Annotated in this window: 18 protein-coding genes; 11 read left to right on the plus strand and 7 right to left on the minus strand. The window is 61.7% G+C overall.

Annotated elements, in window-relative coordinates; translation table 11 throughout:
* Nucleotides 1-348: 348 nt before the first annotated feature.
* Nucleotides 349-696, minus strand: coding sequence for a hypothetical protein (locus tag ACQ4WZ_RS11220; RefSeq protein WP_436573429.1), 348 nt, complete (start codon nt 694-696; stop codon nt 349-351).
* 586 nt (nt 697-1,282) lie between these two features.
* On the opposite strand from ACQ4WZ_RS11220, the gene mgtA reads away from it, so the two are divergent.
* The 3 genes from mgtA to ACQ4WZ_RS11235 are packed head-to-tail and all read left to right on the plus strand — an operon-like array spanning nt 1,283 to nt 4,869.
* Nucleotides 1,283-3,967: a magnesium-translocating P-type ATPase gene (mgtA, locus tag ACQ4WZ_RS11225; RefSeq protein ID WP_436573430.1), complete on the plus strand. Its 2,685-nt coding sequence runs from the start codon at nt 1,283-1,285 to the stop codon at nt 3,965-3,967.
* Between the two features lie 36 nt (nt 3,968-4,003).
* Complete coding sequence (locus ACQ4WZ_RS11230; protein WP_436573431.1) at nt 4,004-4,345, plus strand: hypothetical protein; 342 nt, start codon at nt 4,004-4,006, stop codon at nt 4,343-4,345.
* Nucleotides 4,342-4,869 carry a ribonuclease HI family protein gene (locus ACQ4WZ_RS11235; protein ID WP_101480868.1) on the plus strand — a complete coding sequence of 176 codons (528 nt, stop codon included), beginning with the start codon at nt 4,342-4,344 and terminating at the stop codon, nt 4,867-4,869. The genes ACQ4WZ_RS11230 and ACQ4WZ_RS11235 overlap by 4 nt, the downstream gene beginning before the upstream one ends.
* Here the strand turns inward: ACQ4WZ_RS11235 and ACQ4WZ_RS11240 are convergent.
* The 3 genes from ACQ4WZ_RS11240 to ACQ4WZ_RS11250 all read right to left on the minus strand — a co-directional run bounded on the left by ACQ4WZ_RS11240 (nt 4,866) and on the right by ACQ4WZ_RS11250 (nt 8,918).
* Nucleotides 4,866-6,503: a methyl-accepting chemotaxis protein gene (locus tag ACQ4WZ_RS11240; RefSeq protein WP_101480867.1), complete on the minus strand. Its 1,638-nt coding sequence runs from the start codon at nt 6,501-6,503 to the stop codon at nt 4,866-4,868. The genes ACQ4WZ_RS11235 and ACQ4WZ_RS11240 overlap by 4 nt on opposite strands.
* 77 nt (nt 6,504-6,580) lie before the next feature.
* Nucleotides 6,581-8,209, minus strand: a complete 1,629-nt coding sequence (locus tag ACQ4WZ_RS11245) for a methyl-accepting chemotaxis protein (protein ID WP_101480866.1) — start codon at nt 8,207-8,209, stop codon at nt 6,581-6,583.
* Between the two features lie 217 nt (nt 8,210-8,426).
* On the minus strand, nt 8,427-8,918 hold the full coding sequence (locus ACQ4WZ_RS11250; protein WP_101480865.1) for a chemotaxis protein CheW: 492 nt from the start codon (nt 8,916-8,918) through the stop codon (nt 8,427-8,429).
* 333 nt (nt 8,919-9,251) lie between these two features.
* Between ACQ4WZ_RS11250 and ACQ4WZ_RS11255 the strand changes: the two genes are divergently transcribed.
* The 4 genes from ACQ4WZ_RS11255 to ACQ4WZ_RS11270 all read left to right on the plus strand — a co-directional run bounded on the left by ACQ4WZ_RS11255 (nt 9,252) and on the right by ACQ4WZ_RS11270 (nt 13,086).
* The gene (locus tag ACQ4WZ_RS11255; protein ID WP_436573432.1) at nt 9,252-9,902 is read left to right on the plus strand and encodes an HD domain-containing protein; all 651 of its coding nucleotides are present in this window, start codon (nt 9,252-9,254) and stop codon (nt 9,900-9,902) included.
* A gap of 119 nt (nt 9,903-10,021) precedes the next feature.
* Nucleotides 10,022-11,296 (plus strand): TCR/Tet family MFS transporter, encoded by a 1,275-nt coding sequence (locus ACQ4WZ_RS11260; protein ID WP_436573433.1) that lies wholly within the window; start codon nt 10,022-10,024, stop codon nt 11,294-11,296.
* Between the two features lie 100 nt (nt 11,297-11,396).
* Complete coding sequence (locus tag ACQ4WZ_RS11265; protein WP_133992124.1) at nt 11,397-12,218, plus strand: substrate-binding periplasmic protein; 822 nt, start codon at nt 11,397-11,399, stop codon at nt 12,216-12,218.
* Nucleotides 12,219-12,228: 10 nt separating this feature from the next.
* A complete protein-coding gene (locus ACQ4WZ_RS11270) occupies nt 12,229-13,086 on the plus strand; it encodes an EamA family transporter (RefSeq protein ID WP_133992126.1) in 858 nt (285 codons plus the stop codon).
* Here the strand turns inward: ACQ4WZ_RS11270 and ACQ4WZ_RS11275 are convergent.
* The gene (locus ACQ4WZ_RS11275) at nt 13,083-15,038 is read right to left on the minus strand and encodes a CocE/NonD family hydrolase (RefSeq protein ID WP_208327736.1); all 1,956 of its coding nucleotides are present in this window, start codon (nt 15,036-15,038) and stop codon (nt 13,083-13,085) included. The genes ACQ4WZ_RS11270 and ACQ4WZ_RS11275 overlap by 4 nt on opposite strands.
* A gap of 318 nt (nt 15,039-15,356) precedes the next feature.
* Between ACQ4WZ_RS11275 and trpS the strand changes: the two genes are divergently transcribed.
* The 4 genes from trpS (at nt 15,357) to ACQ4WZ_RS11295 (ending at nt 20,146) form a co-directional block, all read left to right on the plus strand.
* A complete protein-coding gene (gene trpS / locus ACQ4WZ_RS11280) occupies nt 15,357-16,433 on the plus strand; it encodes a tryptophan--tRNA ligase (protein ID WP_243858142.1) in 1,077 nt (358 codons plus the stop codon).
* A 119-nt stretch (nt 16,434-16,552) separates the two neighbouring features.
* Nucleotides 16,553-18,142: a pyridoxal-dependent decarboxylase gene (locus tag ACQ4WZ_RS11285; protein ID WP_436573434.1), complete on the plus strand. Its 1,590-nt coding sequence runs from the start codon at nt 16,553-16,555 to the stop codon at nt 18,140-18,142.
* Nucleotides 18,143-18,176: 34 nt separating this feature from the next.
* Nucleotides 18,177-19,418, plus strand: a complete 1,242-nt coding sequence (locus tag ACQ4WZ_RS11290; protein ID WP_133992130.1) for a voltage-gated chloride channel family protein — start codon at nt 18,177-18,179, stop codon at nt 19,416-19,418.
* Nucleotides 19,415-20,146, plus strand: coding sequence for a class I SAM-dependent methyltransferase (locus tag ACQ4WZ_RS11295; protein ID WP_101480859.1), 732 nt, complete (start codon nt 19,415-19,417; stop codon nt 20,144-20,146). The genes ACQ4WZ_RS11290 and ACQ4WZ_RS11295 overlap by 4 nt, the downstream gene beginning before the upstream one ends.
* Here ACQ4WZ_RS11295 and ACQ4WZ_RS11300 read toward each other — a convergent pair.
* Nucleotides 20,143-21,054, minus strand: a complete 912-nt coding sequence (locus tag ACQ4WZ_RS11300; RefSeq protein ID WP_436573435.1) for an ADP-ribosylglycohydrolase family protein — start codon at nt 21,052-21,054, stop codon at nt 20,143-20,145. The two genes, ACQ4WZ_RS11295 and ACQ4WZ_RS11300, sit on opposite strands and share 4 nt — an antisense overlap.
* 15 nt (nt 21,055-21,069) lie before the next feature.
* Nucleotides 21,070-21,627, minus strand: coding sequence for a helix-turn-helix domain-containing protein (locus ACQ4WZ_RS11305; RefSeq protein ID WP_436573436.1), 558 nt, complete (start codon nt 21,625-21,627; stop codon nt 21,070-21,072).
* Between the last annotated feature and the right edge of the window lie 6 nt (nt 21,628-21,633).

Raw genomic sequence — 21,633 nt, forward strand, 5'->3', positions numbered from 1 at the left:
ATTGGTGCTTAGCGTGCGTAAGCTGTTTCTCGTTGATAAAGCGACCGTATGCTCTTGGCCGAACGCTGACGTCACGTCAAGCGGGTGATATTTCTCGGCTGCGTCAACGTCGACTTTGTCGTTCATCGTTGATAGCGAACGCTCACCGCTTGCCTGGAGGTCTGAAACCATCCAAAATTGTTGCCTCTCGATCTTTTCAACACAATAGGCCGCAAGACATTCGTCGCTGCCAATAGTGCTCGCCGTAAAACAGTCATCTTCCCGTTTCCAGACATACTGAGCAGCAACATCCCAGAAGCTGGAAAGGAAGGAGATGTTTCTGGCAAGGCGCACCACGCCAGAAATGGGTCAGGCATATGCGTGCACCAGTAGAAAGCCAGCAAGCGGAACGACGGCAAACAGCACAACAACGCCAAGGCATCCTGATTTCGATCCAGATCTGGAACCGGCAGGAGAAGCGCTACGCGCACGCTCTCGTGGCGTCCTGGCATGCACCCATTTGATATGACAGGACTGGCAAAAAAAGGTGGTTTTGTTGTTACGCCAGGCTTCGATGGTTCGATCGGTATGGCGTGCAACCGTGCCGCAACGGGCACATTCGAAATGTGTTTCTTTGGGTAGTTTTTTAGAAAAGTACTTGCCGGCAAAGAGCATGACAACAAGTCCGGCTACTATTGCCCCCACGATCAATTCCATAGTCATTTGTTTTTCTGTATATGCATAGCGTTTACCATGGCTATTGCTAGCCCATCAGCGTACCCGAGCATAACGGATTGCCGGGCGGAAAAAATAACACATTGTCACATCAACGCGAATGGCCGCTTCTGGTCCCCACGAGCAAGTCCGCCTGCACTACTTCTATCAACCTTTATTATTTGGCATCTTGCTTTCATAATCGCCCACACCCACATTACACTTTGGAAACCTAAGATTTCTTCAGTTGACACCCTTGCAGCGCATCCATAAGATGCCCTCATTATTCATTTACGGAGTCCCACGTGGGTACTTGTTCTAGTGACAGTAGCCGATCTTGTATCGGTGATTGCCTCGGCAGCTAAGCAGCAAGCAACGCGGAATTCCGTTTCCTCCGTGCCTTGCTGAGCAAGGTGCGGTGTCTCGTGCGGCCAGTCTGGCCGCGCGTCTCTCCCCCCTCTTTCCGATCGCGACCGGCTACTGACCCGGATTGCCCGCCAGCGCCATGCTTCGACATGCCGCGTTGGCGGCACGCAAGTCTTGCCTGCGGCTGCGCCGCCCGTCAACACCTCGTCGTGAAAGGAAGAGCATGAATCTCTTCACCCGTTTGTTCGAATCGTTCCTGCGCAAGCGCCATACGGCCGGCCATTTCCGTCGCCGCGCCATGCCACTGGAAAACAGCACGGCCCGTCCCGTGCCCGACCACCTGGCGCGCCAGCTGCTGGGCGCCGCCCACGAAGATCTGAACAGTGCCCTGAACCGCCTGCATACGCGCGTGGAAGGCTTGCGCGATGCCGAGGCGCAAGTCATCGGCGCACAGACGGGTCCGAATGAAGTCGAGCATGAAAAGCCGCTGGCCTGGTACCAGCACCTGTGGCTTTGCTACAAGAATCCGTTCAACCTGCTGCTGACGGTGCTGGCCATCGTGTCCTACCTGACGGAAGACCCTAAGGCCACCATCGTCATCGGCACCATGGTGATTTTGTCGACCCTGCTGCGCTTCGTGCAGGAAGGCCGCTCGAACCGGGCCGCCGAGCGCCTGAAAGCCATGGTCAGCAATACCGCCACCGTGCTGCGCAATGGCCAGCAGATCGAGCTGCCCATCCGCCAGCTGGTGCAGGGGGACATCATCGTGCTGTCGGCCGGCGACATGATCCCCGCCGATTGCCGCTTGCTTTCCGCGAAAGACCTGTTCGTCAGCCAGGCTGCCATGACGGGTGAATCCTTGCCCGTGGAAAAGATGGCGGAACTGGCCGATGCCCATGGCAAAGACCCCATGGAGCTGGCCAATTTGCTGTTCATGGGCACGAATGTCATCTCGGGCGCCGCCACGGCGCTGGTCTTGGCCACGGGCAACCGCACCTATTTCGGCACCATCGCCACACGGGTGACGGCGACCGAGCGCACGCCGACGGCCTTCGAAGCGGGCGTGAATAGCGTCAGCTGGCTGCTAATCCGCTTCGCCCTCGTGATGGCGCCGCTGGTGTTCCTGATCAATGGCTGGACCAAGGGCGACTGGATGGAAGCATTCCTCTTCGCCCTCTCTGTCGCCGTGGGCCTGACCCCGGAAATGCTGCCCATGATTGTCACCAGCACCCTGGCCAAGGGCGCCGTGAAACTGTCGAAAAAGAAAGTCGTCGTGAAACGCCTGGATGCGATCCAGAACTTCGGCGCCATGGATGTGCTGTGCACGGACAAGACAGGCACCTTGACGCAGGACAAGATCGTGCTGGAGCGCCATACCGACGTATTCGGCCAGCAATCCGATGAGGTACTGCAATTTGCCTACCTGAACAGCCATTACCAGACAGGCCTCAAAAACCTGCTGGACCGGGCCGTGCTCGACCATGTTGAACTGCAAACGGAAATGCAGCTGGCGCGCGATTACGTCAAAGTCGATGAAATCCCCTTCGATTTCGTGCGCCGCCGCATGTCCGTTGTCGTTTCCGAAAAAAATGATCACCATGAACTGATTTGCAAGGGCGCCGTCGAAGAAATCCTCGCCGCCTGCAGCCATTTGCGCCTGAATGGCGTGAACGTGCCGCTCGATGCCGCCCTGCTGGCGAAAGTGCTGGAAACCACGCACGGCTTGAACGCGGAAGGCTTGCGCGTGGTGGCCGTGGCCGTCAAGGAAGTGCCGCCGCATAAAACCGTGTACGGCGTGGCCGATGAAACGGCACTGACCTTGATCGGCTACGTCGCCTTCCTTGATCCGCCGAAGGAATCGACGGCGCCCGCCCTGCGCGCGCTGGAGGAACATGGCGTCACCGTAAAAGTCTTGACAGGCGACAACCACCTGGTAACGGCGAAGATTTGCCGCGAAGTGGGCCTGGCCGTGCATGGCGTGCTGCAAGGCCCGCAACTGGACGACATGGACGACGCTACCCTGGCCAGGGCAGCCGAAGACAATACCGTGTTTGCCAAGCTCAGCCCGCTGCACAAGGAGCGCCTGGTGCGCGCCCTGCGCGGCAATGGCCATATCGTCGGTTTCATGGGCGACGGCATCAACGACGCGCCAGCCCTGCGCGCGGCCGACATCGGCATTTCCGTCGATTCGGCCGTCGATATCGCCAAGGAAGCGGCCGACATCATCCTCCTGGAAAAAAGCCTGATGGTGCTGGAAGAAGGCGTGCTGGAAGGCCGGCGCACCTTCAGCAACATGCTCAAATATATCCGCATGACGGCCAGCTCGAACTTCGGCAATGTATTTTCCGTGCTGGTGGCCAGCGCCTTTTTGCCGTTTTTGCCGATGCTGCCGCTGCACTTATTGGTGCAAAACCTGCTGTATGACGTGTCGCAGATCGCCATTCCCTTCGACAATGTCGACGCTGAACTGATCCAGAAGCCGCTGAGCTGGAACCCGCGCGACATTGGCCGCTTCATGGTGTTCTTCGGTCCCATCAGCTCAATCTTCGACATCAGCACCTTTATTTTGATGTGGCATGTGTTTGGCGCGAATACGCCAGAACAGCAGACCCTGTTCCAATCCGGCTGGTTCGTCGTCGGCTTGCTGACGCAAACCCTGATCGTGCACCTGATCCGCACGCCCAAGCTGCCCTTCATCGACAGCATCGCGTCCGTGCCCCTGCTGGTGGCCACCACTGCCATCATGGCCGTGGGCGTGTTCTTGCCGATGGGACCGCTGGCGACTTACTTCAAGCTGCAAGCCTTGCCACTGGGCTACTTTCCATGGCTGCTGGGCATCCTCGTCTGCTACACCGTGCTGACGACGTTCATGAAACGCGTGTATCTGCGCAAATTCGGCTGGCAATAGTATGATGAAAGGCTGTTTCCTCTACAAAAGGCGCGCATGAGCGGCTCCCCCCTTTCCAAACATCATCAGGCCCTGCTGCTGTCGGCGCTGGTATTTCCCGGCAGCGGGCATTTCCTGCTCGGACGCAAGACGCGTGGCTGCCTGTTCCTCGTGCCGGCGCTGATCGCCCTGTTGCTCATATTGCGCCAGATCATGGCACGCTTGGACCAGCTTATGGCACAGATCAACAGTGGCGCCCTGCCCCTCGATGTGCAGCTGATCATGGAAAAAGTGGAGCTGCTCTCCGCCAATGACGGCCCCGCCATGACGGTGGCCGTGGGCGTGCTGGTGGCGTGCTGGATAGGCAGCCTGATCGACACCTTGCTCATCAAGCCATGACGGCAGAATCACAGGCGCGCAAACAGCGCAAGGAAGCAAAGATGCAGGCGCGCCGCGCGCAGCTGGCGCTCAGGCGCCAGGACGACGGCGGCCCGCAGGCCTGGCGCGGCTGGTTCGATGGCTCCGCCCACCCGAACCCGGGCAAGCTGGGCATAGGCGCCCTGCTGCTGGGGCCGGATGGCGAGCGCATCGAAGTGAGCCAGGCGGCCGGCCATGGCAGCAGCAGCGAAGCGGAATATGCGGCACTGATAGCCGTGCTGCAGGCGGCCCAGGGCGTGCGCCCGCCGCCCGTGCAACTGCTGCTGTACGGCGACAGCCAGGTGGTGATCAACGATGTGCTGGGAACGACGCCGCAGGGCGCCAAGGGACTGGAAACGCACAGGGCCACCGTAGTGGCCCTGCTGGAACAATTCAATGATGTGAGCTTGCGCTGGCTGCCGCGCCACAGGAATGGCGAGGCGGACCGGCTATCGCAGCTGGCGATCGCCGGCTGGGTAGAGGATGCTGCATTGCCGGAAGATTAAGCGGCGCGGCCGATCTGCAACGTTTCTTTCTGTTCTTTTACAGCTGGGCGCTTCATCCCCTTCAAGCCACTGACACTGGCCTGCTGGCCATTCAGTTTGAATACGCTGACCACTTGCGCCAGATTGTGCGCCTGGTGCTGCATCGATTCGGCGGCGGCCGCCGACTCTTCCACCAGGGCGGCATTTTGTTGCGTCACGGCATCCATCTGGCCGATGGCCCGGTTGATCTCGTCAATGCCCACGCTTTGCTCGCTGCTGGCCGCCGTGATTTCCGTGATGATGTCGCTCACGCGCTGCACGCTGTCGACGATATCGTTCATCGTCGAACCGGCTTGCGCCACCAGCATGCTGCCCGCGTTGACTTGTTCCACCGAGGCGCCGATCAGGGTCTTGATCTCTTTTGCTGCAGAAGCCGAACGCTGCGCCAGGTTGCGCACTTCGGACGCCACCACGGCAAAGCCACGGCCCTGCTCGCCGGCGCGCGCCGCTTCCACGGCCGCGTTCAGGGCCAGGATATTCGTCTGGAAGGCAATGCCATCGATAACCGAAATGATGTCGACGATCTTGTTCGACGAAGCGTTGATCGATTCCATCGTGCCCACCACTTGCGCCACCACGGCGCCGCCCTTGACGGCCACCTGCGCGGCCGACGCTGCCAGTTGATTCGCCTGGCGCGCATTGTCCGCATTCTGTTTCACGGTACTGGTCAGCTCCTCCATCGAGGACGCTGTTTCTTCCAGCGAACCGGCCTGCTCTTCCGTACGGGAAGACAAGTCCTGGTTGCCGGCGGCAATTTGCGTCGATGACGTGGCGATGCTGTCCGTGCCGCTGCGCACTTCACTGACGATGTTGAGCAGGCTGGTGTTCATGTCCTTCAACGCTTGCAGCAACTGGCCCGTTTCATCCTTGGCGCTGGCATCGATCTGCGCCGTCAAGTCGCCATCGGCCACCTTGCGGGCAATCTCCACGGCCGTGCGCAGCGGACGCACGATGCCCATCGTCAAGACCCAGGCGCAGACGACGCCAAAAGCCAGCGCCAGCGCGGCCAGCGCCAGCAGCAGGTTGCGGCTGGTCTTGGCTACGGCATCGATCTCGCGCGCGGTGGCGTCGATGCTGGCGCGCTGGTGTTCCAGCATGTTCATGATGACTTTCTGGTACTTCGTCGAGCCAGGCACGAACACGGTCTGGAAGGCCTTCTCCGCTTCCTCCGTCTGGCCAGCCGCCTTCAGCTTCGATACTTGCTCACGGGAATCCAGATATACCTTGCGCATCTCACTGACCTGGCGGAACAGTTCTGTTTCTTGCGGGCCGGAAATCAGCGCTTCGATTTTCTTTTGCAATTCACTCGAGACAACGGACGACTGTTTCGCTTCTTCCGCAAAATACGGTCCCAGCGAGGTGTCGGCGCTACGCACGATGGCCGTGGTGCGGCGGATGCCGCTGTCGATCTTGCTGTACCAGTCGGAAATATAGCGTTCCTTCGCCAGCGGCTGCTCCATCATGGTGCGCGTAGCGGTGGCCACGTCGTGCAAACGCCAGACGCTGATGCCGGTAATGACCATGGAAAACAGCAAAATGACGGCAAAACCCAGGCCGAGACGCACACCAATACTGACGTTTCTTAACAAATTCATGTGAATATCCTAAAAAATCGGAACCAGACTATATAAAAGGAACTGAAGGCTGCGGCGGCACGGGGCGGCCGCAGCCTTCAGCGTGCGCCCAGGCGCAAGGCGGATTGTGGCGCTGCCGGGCGCTTCAGCGTGCTCGCGCCACTCACCTTGGCCTGCTGGCCATTGAGCTTGAACACGCTGACGACTTGCGCCAAGTTGTGCGCCTGGTGCTGCATCGATTCGGCGGCGGCCGCCGACTCTTCCACCAGGGCGGCATTTTGTTGTGTCACGGCATCCATCTGGCCGATGGCCCGGTTGATCTCGTCAATGCCCACGCTTTGCTCGCTGCTGGCAGCCGTGATTTCCGTGATGATGTCGCTCACGCGCTGCACGCTGTCGACGATATCGTTCATCGTCGAACCGGCTTGCGCCACCAGCATGCTGCCTGCGTTGACTTGTTCCACCGAGGCGCCGATCAGGGTCTTGATCTCTTTTGCTGCAGAAGCCGAACGCTGCGCCAGGTTGCGCACTTCGGACGCCACCACGGCAAAGCCGCGGCCCTGCTCGCCGGCGCGCGCCGCTTCCACGGCCGCGTTCAGGGCCAGGATATTCGTCTGGAAGGCAATGCCATCGATGACCGAAATGATGTCGACGATCTTGTTCGACGAAGCGTTGATCGATTCCATCGTGCCCACCACTTGCGCCACCACGGCGCCGCCCTTGACGGCCACCTGCGCGGCCGACGCTGCCAGTTGATTCGCCTGGCGCGCATTGTCCGCATTCTGTTTCACGGTACTGGTCAGCTCCTCCATCGAGGACGCTGTTTCTTCCAGCGAACCGGCCTGCTCTTCCGTACGGGAAGACAAGTCCTGGTTGCCGGCGGCAATTTGCGTCGATGACGTGGCGATGCTGTCCGTGCCGCTGCGCACTTCACTGACGATGTTGAGCAGGCTGGTGTTCATGTCCTTCAACGCTTGCAGCAACTGGCCCGTTTCATCCTTGGCGCTGGCATCGATCTGCGCCGTCAAGTCGCCATCGGCCACCTTGCGGGCAATCTCCACGGCCGTGCGCAGCGGACGTACGATACCCATCGTCAACAGCCAGGCACAGACGACGCCAAAGGCCAGTGCCAGCGTCGACATCAATAACAGCAAGTTGCGGCTGGTGCTGGCGATGTCATCAATCTGGCGCGCAGTGGCGTCTATGGTGGCGCGCTGGTGCTCCAGCAAGCCGTAAACCATCTTCTGGTACTTGGCTGCGGCGGGCACGAAGGTTTTTTCGAACACTTCGTTGGCGGCCTCCGCCTGGGCCCCGCCCTTGAGTTTGTAGACCTGGTCGCGCGAGCCGACGTAGACCTCGCGCAATTCCAGCAAGCTGGCGAACATGGCCTGCTCTTGCGGGTCCTTGAGCAGCGCCGCGATCTTCTTTTGCAGGACAGCCGAGCTGGCGGTAGACACTTTCGACTCTTCGGCGAAATAACCGCTCAGGGAGGTGTCGCTGCTGCGGGCGATGGCGATCGTGCGCCGCACGGCGCTGTCAATGCGTGTATACCAGTCGGAAATATAACGTTCCTTGGCCAGCGGTTCTTCCATCATCGTGCGCGTGGCGCTGGCCACGTCATGCAGACGCCAGACACTGATGCCGGTGATGATCATGGAAAACAGCAAAATGACGGCAAAGCCCAGTCCCAGACGGACCCCGATGCTGACGTTTCTTAACAAATTCATGTGAACTATCCTAATATCTCGAAGAGAGGCCCTGCAGCCAGCGCCTGGAACAGCATGGCGGACGCCGCCAAATCTGTCCCGCCAAGTAAACTGGCGCACGGTTCGGTTGAACCGTGCGCCAAGAAAATGCGCTAGCGTGCTCCCTGCGGAAACGATATGCAATACTTAATGTCAATAGTTTTTGACAATATGCAGGGCAATTCTCTTCACTGCGCCATTAAGCAGCCAGTTTCTCGATCAGGCCCATGTCGGCGCTGGACATCAGCTGGTCGATATCGACCAGGATCAGCATGCGCTCGTCGATGGTGCCCAGGCCAATCACGTATTCCGTGTTGATCGAGCGGCCCATGTCCGGCGCCGGCTTGATCTGTTCCGGCAGCAAGGTAGTGACGTCGGACACGCGGTCCACGACCATGCCGACCACGCGGTTGCCGATATTGAGGATGATGACGACGGTGAACTGGTCATAGCTGGGCGTGCCCAGGTTGAACTTGATGCGCATGTCGACGATCGGCACGATAATGCCGCGCAAGTTGACCACGCCCTTGACGAACTCGGGCGCGTTGGCGATGCGGGTCGGCGTTTCATAGCTGCGGATTTCGCTGACTTTCTGGATGTCGATGCCATACTCTTCCTGGCCCAGGGTAAAGGCCAGGTATTCGGCAGCCTTGGCAACGGTTGCGCCAGTATCGCTGGAAATGGTGTTCATGATAATCCTTTCGTTAACTCGCCTTGGGCGCAGGCCAAGACACGCTGCACGCGCGCCCTGGACGTGACAAGCCATTCACGATGCAATGAAATGGCTGCCACTTGTATGTTTTTGCAAATACTTTCCAGCAATTAGCTGATGTCTCTAATTTCCGTGCGGCAATGTTACCCCATGTAAATTTTACATGCACTAAAAAAGAGCGATTCCCGGACTGATGCTTTTCCAAAATGCACTTATGTAGCAAATACGGCACGCCAGCGCACCAAGCTCCCGGCCACATGCGGCGGCGTTTTATGCCACACTGGCGGCCCCTGCTTTTGACGACTTTGAACCATGCACTCTTTGCTTTCCCAATGGCAACCACGCCTGCTGGCACTGGCCATGGACGGCTTGGGCGACGACAGCGCCCACGATATCAACCATTTGCACCGCGTGTGGCGTAACGCCACCGTCCTGCTGCAGGAGCATGGGCAGGCCGATGCGCTCGTCGTGATGGCTGCTTGTTACCTGCACGACCTGGTCAACTTGCCGAAAAATCATCCTGAACGCCACCTGGCCTCGCGCCAGGCGGCCGTGCTGGCTTGCCACCAACTGGCCGAGCTGGATTTTCCTGCAGAAAAACTGGCAGGCGTAGCGCACGCCATCGAAACGCACAGCTTTTCCGCCAATCTGCCGCCGCACACCATCGAAGCGCAAATCGTGCAGGATGCCGACCGCATCGATGCGCTGGGGGCCGTGGGACTGGCACGCCTGTTCTATACGGCGGCGCGCATGGATAGCGCATTGGCGCATGGCAGCGATCCGCTGGCCGAACATCGCGCACTGGACGACAAGGCATACGCGCTCGACCATATCGTCACCAAGCTCGACAAGCTGCCCGGCAAGATGCAGACGGTGGCTGGGCGCGCCCTGGCCGCACAGCGCCTGGCCGTGCTGACGGATTTTCGCGCCGCTTTTGCCGACGAATGGGGAATGAGCGCATAAGCTTGGTGGCGATAGCCAGCAGCGCGCATGCTGTCTATAATGCAAGCCTCAGCTATCGCGCCGCGCGTCGGCAAAAACCTGTCACGCGCCGGTGCTTTGCCAACGCGCCGAAAGCATGCATGACCGATAAAGCCAGCCCCGACAGCCATTCCCCGTCCGCCCCCGCGCGCGCCGGCAACCTCAATTTCATCCTCGTCTGCGTCTTCATCGACATGCTGGGTATCGGCCTGGTGGTGCCAGTGCTGCCCATCCTGATCGGCGACTTTGTCAGCGGCAAGGAAGCGCAAGCATTCTGGTACGGCATCATGGCAGCCGTCTTCGGCTTGCTGCAGTTCATCTTCATGCCCATGCTGGGCGCCATCAGCGACCGCGTGGGACGCCGTCCCGTGCTGCTGTACTCGATGGCCGGCATGGGCATCAATTTTCTCGCCACGGGCTGGGCGCCCAACCTGGCCTGCCTGTTCATCGGGCGCATCATCGGCGGCGTCTCGTCGGCCAGCATGTCGGTCGCGTCCGCCTATGCCTCCGACATTTCCACGCACGACAACCGCGCCAAGAGCTTTGGCAAGATCGGCGCGGCCTTTGGCCTGGGCTTCATTTGCGGGCCCATGCTGGGAGGCCTGCTGGGCGAGATCAATCTGCACCTGCCGTTTTACGTGGCAGCGGGCCTGTCGGCGGCCAATTTCATCTACGGCTATTTCTTCGTGCCCGAATCGCTGCCGCCGGGTCCGCGCGCCCCATTTACTTTGGCGCGCATCAATCCGTTTGCCGCCCTGCTGAAACTGGTGCGCCGCGTGGACATCCGCGGCCTGGTGCTGGCCTTCGGCCTGATGACGTTTGCGCAAATGATGCTCAACACCACCTGGGTGCTGTACACGCATTTCCGCTTCGACTGGACGCCGCGCCAGAACGGCATCGCCCTGTTCTGCGTGGGCCTGTGCGCGGCCGTGGTGCAGGCGGGCTTGCTGGAGATACTCATACAGCGCTTTGGCGAAGTGCGCTTGTCGCTGCTGGGCATGGCCTCGGGCGCCCTCACCTACCTGCTGTACGGCCTGGCCACGCAAGGCTGGATGATGTATGCGTTGATTTTGTGCAACCTGCTGGCCTTTGCCGCCGGTCCGGCCCTGCAAGGCATCATCTCGAAGGCGTCCGCCGCCAGCGAACAGGGAGAGCTGATGGGCTCCCTGCAATCGATCAGCAGCCTTGGCATCATCATCATGCCCTTGCTCGGTAGCATGATCCTCGGCGAAGTGAGCCACTTGCCGCCGCAGGACTGGCGCATCGGCAGCACCTTCTATCTGTGCGCCATCATGCAAACCCTGGGCATCCTGGTGGCTTGGCGCTACTTCAAGGCACAACGCCAGGACAGACTTGTGGTTTCCACCACAAAGTAGTCGGCAAGATAATATTGCATTTGAGAAATTAATAGGCGAGAATGGGATAATCAAGCGGGCGTTGCCAACGCCCGCGATTCGATGGCAAGCAAGGATCGGTATGACTGACTTTTATTCCAGCGCCTGGCGCCGAACCGTGGCCCTGCTGGCGCTGGCGCTGCCGTCACTGGCGGGCGCGCAATGCTCGCGCGATATCCAGGTGCCCGTCTCGGCCATCGGCGCCAGCGTGGTGATCAATGGCGCCAGCATCGGCGGCATCTATCCCGACTTGCTGCGCAGCATGGGCGCCAAGCTCGGCTGCAACTTCATCTTCACGGCCGTGCCGCGCGCGCGCCTGGAAGCGATGTTCGAGGCGGGCAAGGCCGATATGCTGATTCCCGCCAGCAGCACGCCGCGGCGCGACCAGCACGGCCTGTTCATCCCCCTGATGGGCAACCGTCCCCTGCTGATCTCGCTGCAAAGCGCGCGCGCGCCCGTCAACACCATGCAGGAACTGATCGAGCGGCGCGAATTGCGCGTGGCGCTGGTGCGCGGCTACGATTATGGCGTGTCCTACCAGGCGCTGGCCAAGGAGCTGAGCAGCCAGGGCCGCCTGTTCTACGAAGTCGATGCACTCTCCGTGGCGCGCCTGATGCAAAGCGGCTTCATCGACGCCACCATCATGAGTCCCACCATCCTGGCCGGCGTGGCGCAAAACGACGCGCGCGTGTATGGCCTGGCCGACCGCCTGCGCCTGGAAGCCTTGCCGGAATTGCCGTGGGGCATGAGCGGCGTCTACCTGTCGCGCAAGTCGCTGACGGCGGAAGACCAGGCGACCCTGCGTGAACTGCTGGAAAAAGCGGGCCGCTCGGGCACCTTGATGGAAGGCTTCCAGCGCCATCACCGCCAGGAATTGCTGTCGCTCAGCATACGTCCGCGCTAAGGATATTCGCATGTCGGGCTTCGTTGTCGCCGTCGTTCTGTTTGCCGCCCTGCTGCATGCCAGCTGGAATGCCATCGTCAAGTCCGGCAAGGATACCTTTCTCAGCACCGTGCTCGTTTCCGTGGGCGCGGCCCTGATCTCGCTGGCGGTGCTACCCTTCGTCGATGCTCCCGCCTCCGCCAGCTGGCCCTACCTGGCCGCCTCGGCCGTGGCGCAACTGGCGTATTACTCTCTGCTGGCGGCGGCCTACAAGGCGGGCGACATGAGCCATGCCTACCCACTGATGCGCGGCAGCGCGCCCCTGCTCGTGGCGCTGGCCAGCTGGCCGCTGATAGGCGAACGTCTTTCTTCCATGCAAATGGCCGCCGTCGCCTGCATCTGCGCTGGCATCTTCGGCCTGTATTTTGCGGCGCGCCTGCCCGCCATTGACAGCCTGCCGAAAAACACGGGACGCGCCACCGCCTTTGCACTGGGCAACGCCTGCGTCATTGCCAGTTATACCTTGATCGATGGCGTCGGCGTACGGCTGTCCGGCGCGCCGGCCGCCTACACCATGTGGATTTTTGTCTTGAACGGCGCGGGACTGCTGCTGTGGACGGCAATGCGCCGCCCCGCCGACTTGCTGGCGTATGCGCAAACCCAATGGCGGCTGGCCGCCCTGGGCGGTTTCGGCACCCTCGCCTCGTATGGGCTGGCCCTGTGGGCCATGACCCAGGCGCCCGTGGCGGCCATTGCGGCACTGCGCGAAACGTCGATCCTGTTCGCCATCGCGATTGCCGCCCTGTTCCTGCGCGAAAAAATCAGCCGCCGCCGCTACCAGGCCATCGCCCTGATCGCGGCGGGAGCCATCCTGATGCGAATCGCCTAACGCGCGTCTAGCGGCGCTATCGGCAACTCGATCGCGCTGGCCGCGCCTGCCGCGTGGTAGACGCGCTGCGTGGCTTTCTTGTAATCGCCTGGCTGGGCCAGGAAGATGTTTGGCACGAAGGTTTGCGGATTGCGGTCGTACAGAGGGAACCAGCTCGACTGCACTTGCACGGCGATGCGGTGGCCAGGCAGGAAGACGTGGTTGGCGTTCGGCAAGGCGAAGCGATAGCGTTCCACCTTGCCGGCAGGAATGGCCTTCGGATGCTCGAGGCTGTCGCGATAGCGGCCACGGAAGATATCCATCGCCACCCCCAACTGGTAGCCGCCCATGGCCGGCTGCGACGGCACTTCGTCCGGATACACATCGATCAGTTTCACCACCCAGTCGGCATCCGTGCCGCTGGTGGCGGCGAACAGGTTGACCATCGGCGCGCCGGCGATGCGCACGGCCGTCTTCAACGGTTCGGAAACATAGCTGAGCACATCCGTGCGGTCGGCATAGCCGCGCTGGTCGCTGACCAGCCATGGTTTCCACTGGTCGGCATCACCGAGACGCACTGGACGCGCGACAAACGGCACGGGTTTCGCCGGGTCGGCCACGTACTCGTCATACGCGCCATTGGCGGAGTCAGCCGCCGCTTGCGCCGGCGCAAAGCCCAGCTTGTAGCCATCCTGCAGGTAGATCGGCGTCAGCTTGGTCTCGCAAGTCTCGCAAGCCAGCGGCCATTGCTGCAGGCGCTGCCACTGGTTCGTGCCGCTCTGGTAGGACACCACGGGCGCCGTGTTCGCGTCCGGTGCGCCATCCTTCAAGTATTGATTCAGGAATGGCTGCATGACTTTTTCGCGGAACTGGCGCGCCGTGTCGCCGTCAAACTTCAGGGCGCCCAGACTGGAACCGTCATAATTAACGCCGCTGTGACGCCACGGGCCAATGGCCAGATAATTGAGGTTGTTGCGCTTGTCTCGTCCCTCCAATGCCGTGTACGTGGCGTAGGGGCCGTAGATATCTTCCTGGTCCCACTGCCCCACCACGTGCATGGTGGGCACGATCAACGGGCGCTTCGCCAGTATCTTGTCGAGTGCCTGTTCCTGCCAGTAACTGTCGTAAGCCGGGTGTTCGAACAGCTTTTTCGTGTAGGTCAGCTTGTCGATGCCGAATTTCTTCGCGTAATCGCTGGCCGAGCCTATGCGCAGATACGCGTCGTAATCGTCGTAGACGCCCAGCACGGGCGCCTCGGCGCTGCCGCGCACGCTCGTCTGCCACGCCAGGTAAGACAGGCTCGGCATCCGGAAGGCGCCGTTGTGGAACCAGTCATCGCCGCGCCAGCCATCGACCATGGCGCTCATGGGTATGGCCACCTTCAGCGCCGGATGCGGGTCGACCAGGGCCATCAGCACCGTATGGCCCTCGTACGAGGAACCCAGCATGCCCACCTTGCCATTGCTCTCCGGAATATTCTTCGACAGCCAGTCGATGGTGTCCCACGCATCCGTGACGTTATCGACCTTGGTATTGTTCAGCGGGCCGCGCACAGGGCGCGTCATCACGTAGTCGCCTTCCGAGCCATGCTTGCCGCGCACGTCCTGGAACACGCGGATGTAGCCGTTTTCCACCAGGGTATCGTCACCCTGCGGCAAGGTGGCCAGCATGCTGGCGCTGGTCGCGCGCTGGGCGCGGCGGGCCGCGTTGTACGGCGTGCGCGTAAGCATGATAGGCGCTCTCTTGGCATCTTTCGGCACGACGATTACCGTGTACAGCTTGACGCCGTCGCGCATGGGGATCATCACCACGCGCTTGACGTAATCGTTCAGGTCGGGCATCACCAGCTTGGCACCGATATCGGGCGCCATGGGTGGCGTTTGCGCCAGAACGGGTGCAGCAAACAGGGAACCGAAGGTGGTACTCAATACCAGGGCCAGGCCGGTGAGCCGGACGGGGGACGACACGCGCATACTGTTCTCCAATAGATTCATGCCACGCAAAAGTGGCCGAACGGCAATAGTACCCGGAAAGCAAGTTCCGCAGTAGACCAAGCTCTGACGCGGCGCAGCAGATATATCGGCACGCAACTTGACAGAACGCGCACGAACTGCAACCATAACGCCATGAAATTTATCCCGTCACAACACGCCTGCTTGAATTGGTGGTCCCGCTCACTTTCGCGCGGCCACTGCATAGTGATGTGAATTTGATCCACGCCGCCTCGATCGGTGGCGTAACAGGTTACAGCCTGGATCATCCCCGATGCAGGCGGCTCAAAAGGAAACTTGATGAGCTTGCCTAATACTCCCGATACCCCCGACACCGATAACGCCCCAGCCGCACCGCTGTCCGCCGCCGCCATCGCCTCGCAATCCGTGATCCTGACGGGCGACCGCCCTACCGGCCCCTTGCACCTGGGCCACTTTGTCGGCAGCCTGCGCGACCGTGTTTCCTATCAAAACAACTACAAGCAATTCATCATGCTGGCCGACGCGCAAGCGCTGACGGACAATATGGATGACATCGACAAGGTGCACCGCAACGTCGTCGAAGTGGCGCTCGATTACCTGGCCGTCGGCATCGACCCGACCAAGACCACGGTATTCATCCAGTCGCAAATTCCGGAACTGGCCGAACTGACCTTTTACTACCTGAACATCGTCACCGTGGCGCGCCTCGAGCGCAACCCCACCGTCAAGGAAGAAATCCGCCTGCGCGGCTTCGAGCGCGACATCCCGGCCGGCTTTTTGACTTACCCGGCCAGCCAGGCGGCCGACATCACGGCCTTCAAGGCAGGCGTGGTTCCCGTGGGCGAAGACCAGATCCCCATGATCGAACAAACCAATGAAATCGTGCGCCGCTTCAACCGCATGTACAACCGTGAAGTGCTGATGGAATGCAAGGCGCTGGTGCCGGACATTGGCCGCCTGCCCGGCATCGACGGCAAGGCCAAGATGAGCAAGTCGCTGGGCAATACCATCAACCTGGGCGCCACATCGGCCGAAATCACGGCCGCCGTGAAAAAAGTCTACACGGACCCACTGCACCTGCGCGTGGAAGACCCGGGCCACCTCGAAGGCAATATCGCCTTCACTTACCTGGATGCGTTTGACCCGGAAAAAGCGGCGCTGGCCGACATGAAAGCCCATTATGTGCGTGGCGGCCTGGGCGACAGCATCGTCAAAAAGCGCCTGGACCTGGTCTTGCAGGAAATGCTGGCGCCGATCCGCGCCCGCCGCGAAGAGTTCGCCAAGGACAAGGGCCAAGTCATCCAGATGCTCAAGGAAGGTACCTTCAAGGCACGCGAAGTAGCGGCCCGCACGGCCGATGAAGTCAAGTCCGCACTGGGCCTGAACTACTTCTGATCACAGACAGTAACAGCAAACTGATGCGCCCAGGCGGAGTCGGGTAAAATCCCGCTTCCGCCTGGGCGCAATTCGTTTGTCACCGTGGCATCAGCAATCCGTAGAGAAGACAAAGCGCCATGACCGATACCACTGTCGAACAGCTGCTGCAGCAGCATTTTTCCATCGATGCGCTGCAACGCTCGCCCGCGCCCCTGCAGCAGGCGCTGCACATGCTGGGCGGCTGGCTGGCGGCAGACCGCGACACGCCGTATCCGCACACGCCGTACGCGGAACTGCTGACGCAACTGTCCGACACCTGCCTGCCCGCGCACGGCATGCCCGTGGCGGCATTCCTGCAAGAACTCGACGCCACCGTGCTGGCCAATACGGCCCAGCTGAACCACCCGCAATACATCGGCCACATGACCCAGGCCCTGCCCTGGATCAGCGTGCTGGCCGAAGCATTTACGGCCACCTTGAACCAGAACCAGGTGAAGATCGAGACGGCGTACGTCTCGACCCTGATCGAAAAACAGATCCTGGGCTGGCTGCACCGCCAGGTATACCAGCAGCCCGATAGCGTCTACACGCAGGCGATGGCCGCCACCAGCGGCGCGCTGGGCAATGTCGTCAATGGCGGCACCATGGGCAATTTGACGGCGCTGGCCGTGGCGCTGGAACAGCAGCTGCCCGGCACGCGCAAGCGGGGCCTGTTTGCCGCCATGCAGGAATCGGGCTATGCGGGGCTGGCCGTGATCGGCTCGGCCCGCAGCCATTATTCCGTGAAAAAGGCGCTGGCGACCCTGGGCCTGGGCGAAAACGCCCTGCACCTGGTGGCCGTCGACCGCGACAACCGCATTGATATCGCCGCACTGGAAGCGACGATTACCGAATTGAAGTCGCGCAAGATCAAGGTCATCGCCATGATCGGCATCGCCGGCACGACGGAAACGGGCGCCATCGATCCGCTGGCCGCCATGGCGGCAATTGCCGCCCGAGAAAGCATCTGGTTCCATGTGGACGCGGCCTGGGGCGGCGCCCTGCTGATCGCGGAACAGTACCGCGTGCTGTACGACGGCATAGCCCTGGCCGACTCCGTCGTCATCGACGGCCATAAGCTGCTGTGGGTACCGATGGCGCAAAGCATGGTGCTGTTCAAGGACAGCGCCAGCCTGAACTTGCTGAAACACAACGCCAACTACATCTTGCGCGACAACTCGGGCGACCTGGGCCAGACTTCGCTGGAAGGGTCGCGCCGCTTCGACGCCTTGAAACTGTGGACCTCGTTCAAGGTGCTGGGCGTGTCCGGCTACACGACCTTGCTGCAGCAGGCTGCCACACTGTCCGGCCAGTTGCAGGATTTATTGGCCGACCAGCAGGATTTCGAACTGCTTACGCGCTCCGACACCTTCATTCTGACCTACCGCTACGTGCCCGCACACTTGCGCCAGCGCATGGAAAGCTTGCTGGCCAGCGGCCAGGCGGAGGCGGCGACCGAGCTGAACAAGCAGCTGAACACGCTCAACGCCAAGCTGCAAAACAGGCAAAAGGCGCAGGGCCACAGCTTTGTGTCGCGCACGGTGCTCGAATCGACGCGCTACCCTGGCCCGACCAATGTGCTGCGCGTAGTCATGACAAATGTCAAGACGCGCCCCCACCACCTGCGCGCCATCCTGGCCGAACAGCGGGCCATCGGCCAGGCGCTGGTGGCCGAACTGGGCCTATAGGCAATCCCACCCATCAGCCCCGACTGGATGCCCGATGCACCGCCTGAGCGCCCTCACCGATCTGTTACGACATCTGTTGAAATGGCTGCTGCTTGCCTTCGTTGTGGCCGTGCTGGCAGGGACGGCCTCGGCAGGCTTCCTGTTTGCCCTGGACTGGGCGACGCGCACGCGCCTGGCGCACGCCTGGCTGATCTGGCTGCTTCCTGTGGCGGGCTTTGCCGTCGGCTGGCTGTACTTGCGCTTCGGCAGCAGTGTCGAAGGCGGCGCGAACCTGCTCATCGATGAAATCCACGACCCGAAAAAAATCATCCCGCTGCGCATGGCGCCGCTGGTGCTGGGCGGTACGGTGCTCTCGCATTTGTTTGGCGCCTCCGTCGGGCGCGAAGGCACGGCCGTGCAGATGGGTGGCGCGCTGGCCGACCAGCTGACCCGCATATTTCGTTTGAACAATGAAGACCGCCGCATCATCCTGATGGCCGGCATCAGCGCCGGCTTTGCCTCCGTCTTCGGCACGCCGCTGGCCGGCGCCATCTTCGGCCTGGAAGTACTGGCCATCGGCCGATTGCGCTACGAAGCCATGTTGCCCTGCCTGGCTGCTGCCGTCATCGCCGACCAGGTGGGCTTGCTGTGGGGCGTCCACCACACGCATTACGCCGTGCCTTTGCCCCACGCCCTCTCTGCCTGGACCTTGTGTGCCATGGTCATCGCGGGCGTGGTGTTCGGCGTGACGGGCAAAGTGTTTGCGCAAGCCACGCATGGCTTGAGCGGGTTGATGAAGCGCTGGATCAGCTACGCGCCACTGCGCCCGCTGGCCGGCGGCGTGGTCATCGCCGCTGCCGTCTGGCTGATCGGTACGGATCGCTACATCGGCCTGGGCATTCCCACCATCGTCGACGCCCTGAAGGAACCGCTGCCAGCCTGGGACTTTCTGGGCAAGATGGCGTTCACCATCGTTTCGCTGGGCACGGGCTTCAAGGGCGGCGAAGTGACGCCCCTGTTCTACATCGGCGCGACCCTGGGCAATGCGCTGGCCCCCCTGCTGCACCAGCCCGTCACCCTGCTGGCCGCCATCGGCTTTGTTGCCGTGTTTGCAGGCGCGGCCAACACGCCCATCGCCTCGACCCTGATGGCGATGGAACTGTTCGGCGCCGAGATCGGCGTGTATGCGGCCATCGCCTGCGTCGTGGCGTATCTGTTTTCCGGCCACGCGGGCATTTACCGGGCGCAGCGGGGCGGCCACGCCAAACGCATAGCCCAAAAGGATCAAGACACATGACACAGAATATCTACGACAACGACACTTTCTTCACGGCCTACAGCCAGCTGCCCCGCTCCGTCGGCGGCCTCGACAGCGCCCCCGAGTGGCCAGCCCTGCGCGCCATGCTGCCAGAGTTGCAAGGCAAAAGCGTACTGGATCTGGGCTGCGGCTATGGCTGGTTCTGCCGCTGGGCTGCCGATGCCGGCGCGGCACGGGTGCTGGGCGTCGACGTTTCGGAAAAGATGCTGGCGCAGGCGCGTGGCATGGGGAGCCATGCGGAGGTCGATTATGCCCGGATTGACCTGGAACAACTGGCCTTGCCGCACGCCAGCTACGATCTGATCTACAGCTCGCTGGCCTTCCACTACATCGAAGGTTTCGACGCCATGCTGGCCACCATCCGGCACGGCTTGAAACCGGGTGGCAAGCTGGTGTTTTCAGTCGAGCACCCGATCTTCATGGCGCCGCGCCAGCCCGGCTGGCTGACGGATGCGCAAGGCCGCAAGTGCTGGCCTGTCGACAGCTACCAGCAGCAAGGCCCGCGCGTGTCGGACTGGCTAGCGCCCGGCGTGATCAAGCAGCACCGCACCCTGGGCACCACCTTGAATGCCTTGCTACGCGCCGGGTTCCAGCTGGAACATGTAGAGGAATGGGGTCCCACCGACGCACAGCTCGCGCAGCAACCAGCCCTGGCCGAAGAGCGTGAGCGGCCGATGCTGTTGCTGGTGGGCTGCGCCCTGCGCTAGCCCCGGGTGCGCTCGAACAATTTGCCCGCAAGCTCTTCGATATCGCCGCGCATGGCCAGCGCATCCAGCCAGCACGGGGGAATCGCCTGGGCGCCATAATAGGCGCCGGCAAGCTGGCCGACGATGGCACCAGTCGTATCGGCATCCTCGCCCAGATTGACGGCGCGCAACACGGCCTCTTCCAGTGAGTCGGTATTGAAAAAGCACCAGAGCGCCGCTTCCAGCGACTCCACGCAATAGCCCGTGCCGCGTATCTGCCCTTCCGTCTTGACGATGAAACGGCCAGTGGCCATCTCCCTCAGCCTGGGTTCGGCAGGCCGATATGCAACACTGCCCATGAGCGCCTCTTTCGGCGTACCCGCCAGCGCGCTGCACAGCAAGGCAGCAAACAATTGACAGCTTTCGACCGCCTCCGGCGCCGCATGGGTCGTGCGCGAGCTATCGGCGGCGCAGGCCACGGCCGCCGTCACATCGGGATAAGCAAACAGCACCACCGGGGCCAGGCGCATGAGCGAACCATTGCCGGCCGAATCCGGCGCGGTAGAACCGCTCCAGGGATTGCCCGTTTCCTGGAACCTGGCCAGCGCGTCTCTTACCGTGCCACCGATATCGAAGCAGGTGCCGGTGGAGCTCAGATAGCCCCATTGCCACCAGTTCAGATACCGTGCCATCTGGTCTTCCGGGGCGAATGCCCCCTTGAGCACCAGGCTCTCGGCCAGGCATAGCGCCATCGAGGTATCGTCCGTCCATTGTCCCGGCTGCAGGCCGAACGGACCGCCGCCAGTCATGCCCGTCACGGGCGCGAAGCTGCCACGCGGAGAAAACTCCACGCTCGTGCCGATGGCATCGCCACAGGCCAGCGCCAGCATGGCGCCCAGATATCGGTTGTGCAAAGTTGATGTCATCATGGTTTCCATTGACTCCTAGCTGGCCACATTGCGCGTAAAGCGCAGGGTCGATACGCCGGCATTGACGTAGGCATACGCTTGCGCGCTGCTGAATACAAGAAAATCACCGGTGGCCAGCGTTCTCGTCCCGGCCGCCAGGACCAGTTGCAGCTCGCCTTCCAGCACGTAGAGCATTTCGCTGAATCCGGCCTGGTCGGCTTGCGCATCATAGCGCTCGCCCGGCGCCAGGGTCCACGACCACAGCTCCACCTGGCGGCTGGCGGGCGCGGCGCCCAGCAGCACTGCCCGGCTCGCTTGCGATGCGCTTTGCCACATCAGCACGCGCAGGCTGTCGTGCGGCTGCTGCGGCGGCTGCACCAGGTCGACAAAGGCCACGCCCAAGGCGGCGGCCACATGGTCGAGGTTGGCCAGGCTGATGTTGGTGCTGCCCGCCTCGACGCCGTTGACCATGCGCCGGCTGAGGCCAGACTGGCGCGCCAGCTCCTCCTGACTGAGGCCGGCGGCGAGGCGCAAGCGCCGCAGATTTTTGGCCAGGTGCTCCAGCACGCCACCGGCCTCGGCTTGACTGCGCAATATATT

It is taken from the genome of Janthinobacterium darwini (genome assembly GCF_051380905.1).
GTDB lineage: Bacteria > Pseudomonadota > Gammaproteobacteria > Burkholderiales > Burkholderiaceae_D > Janthinobacterium.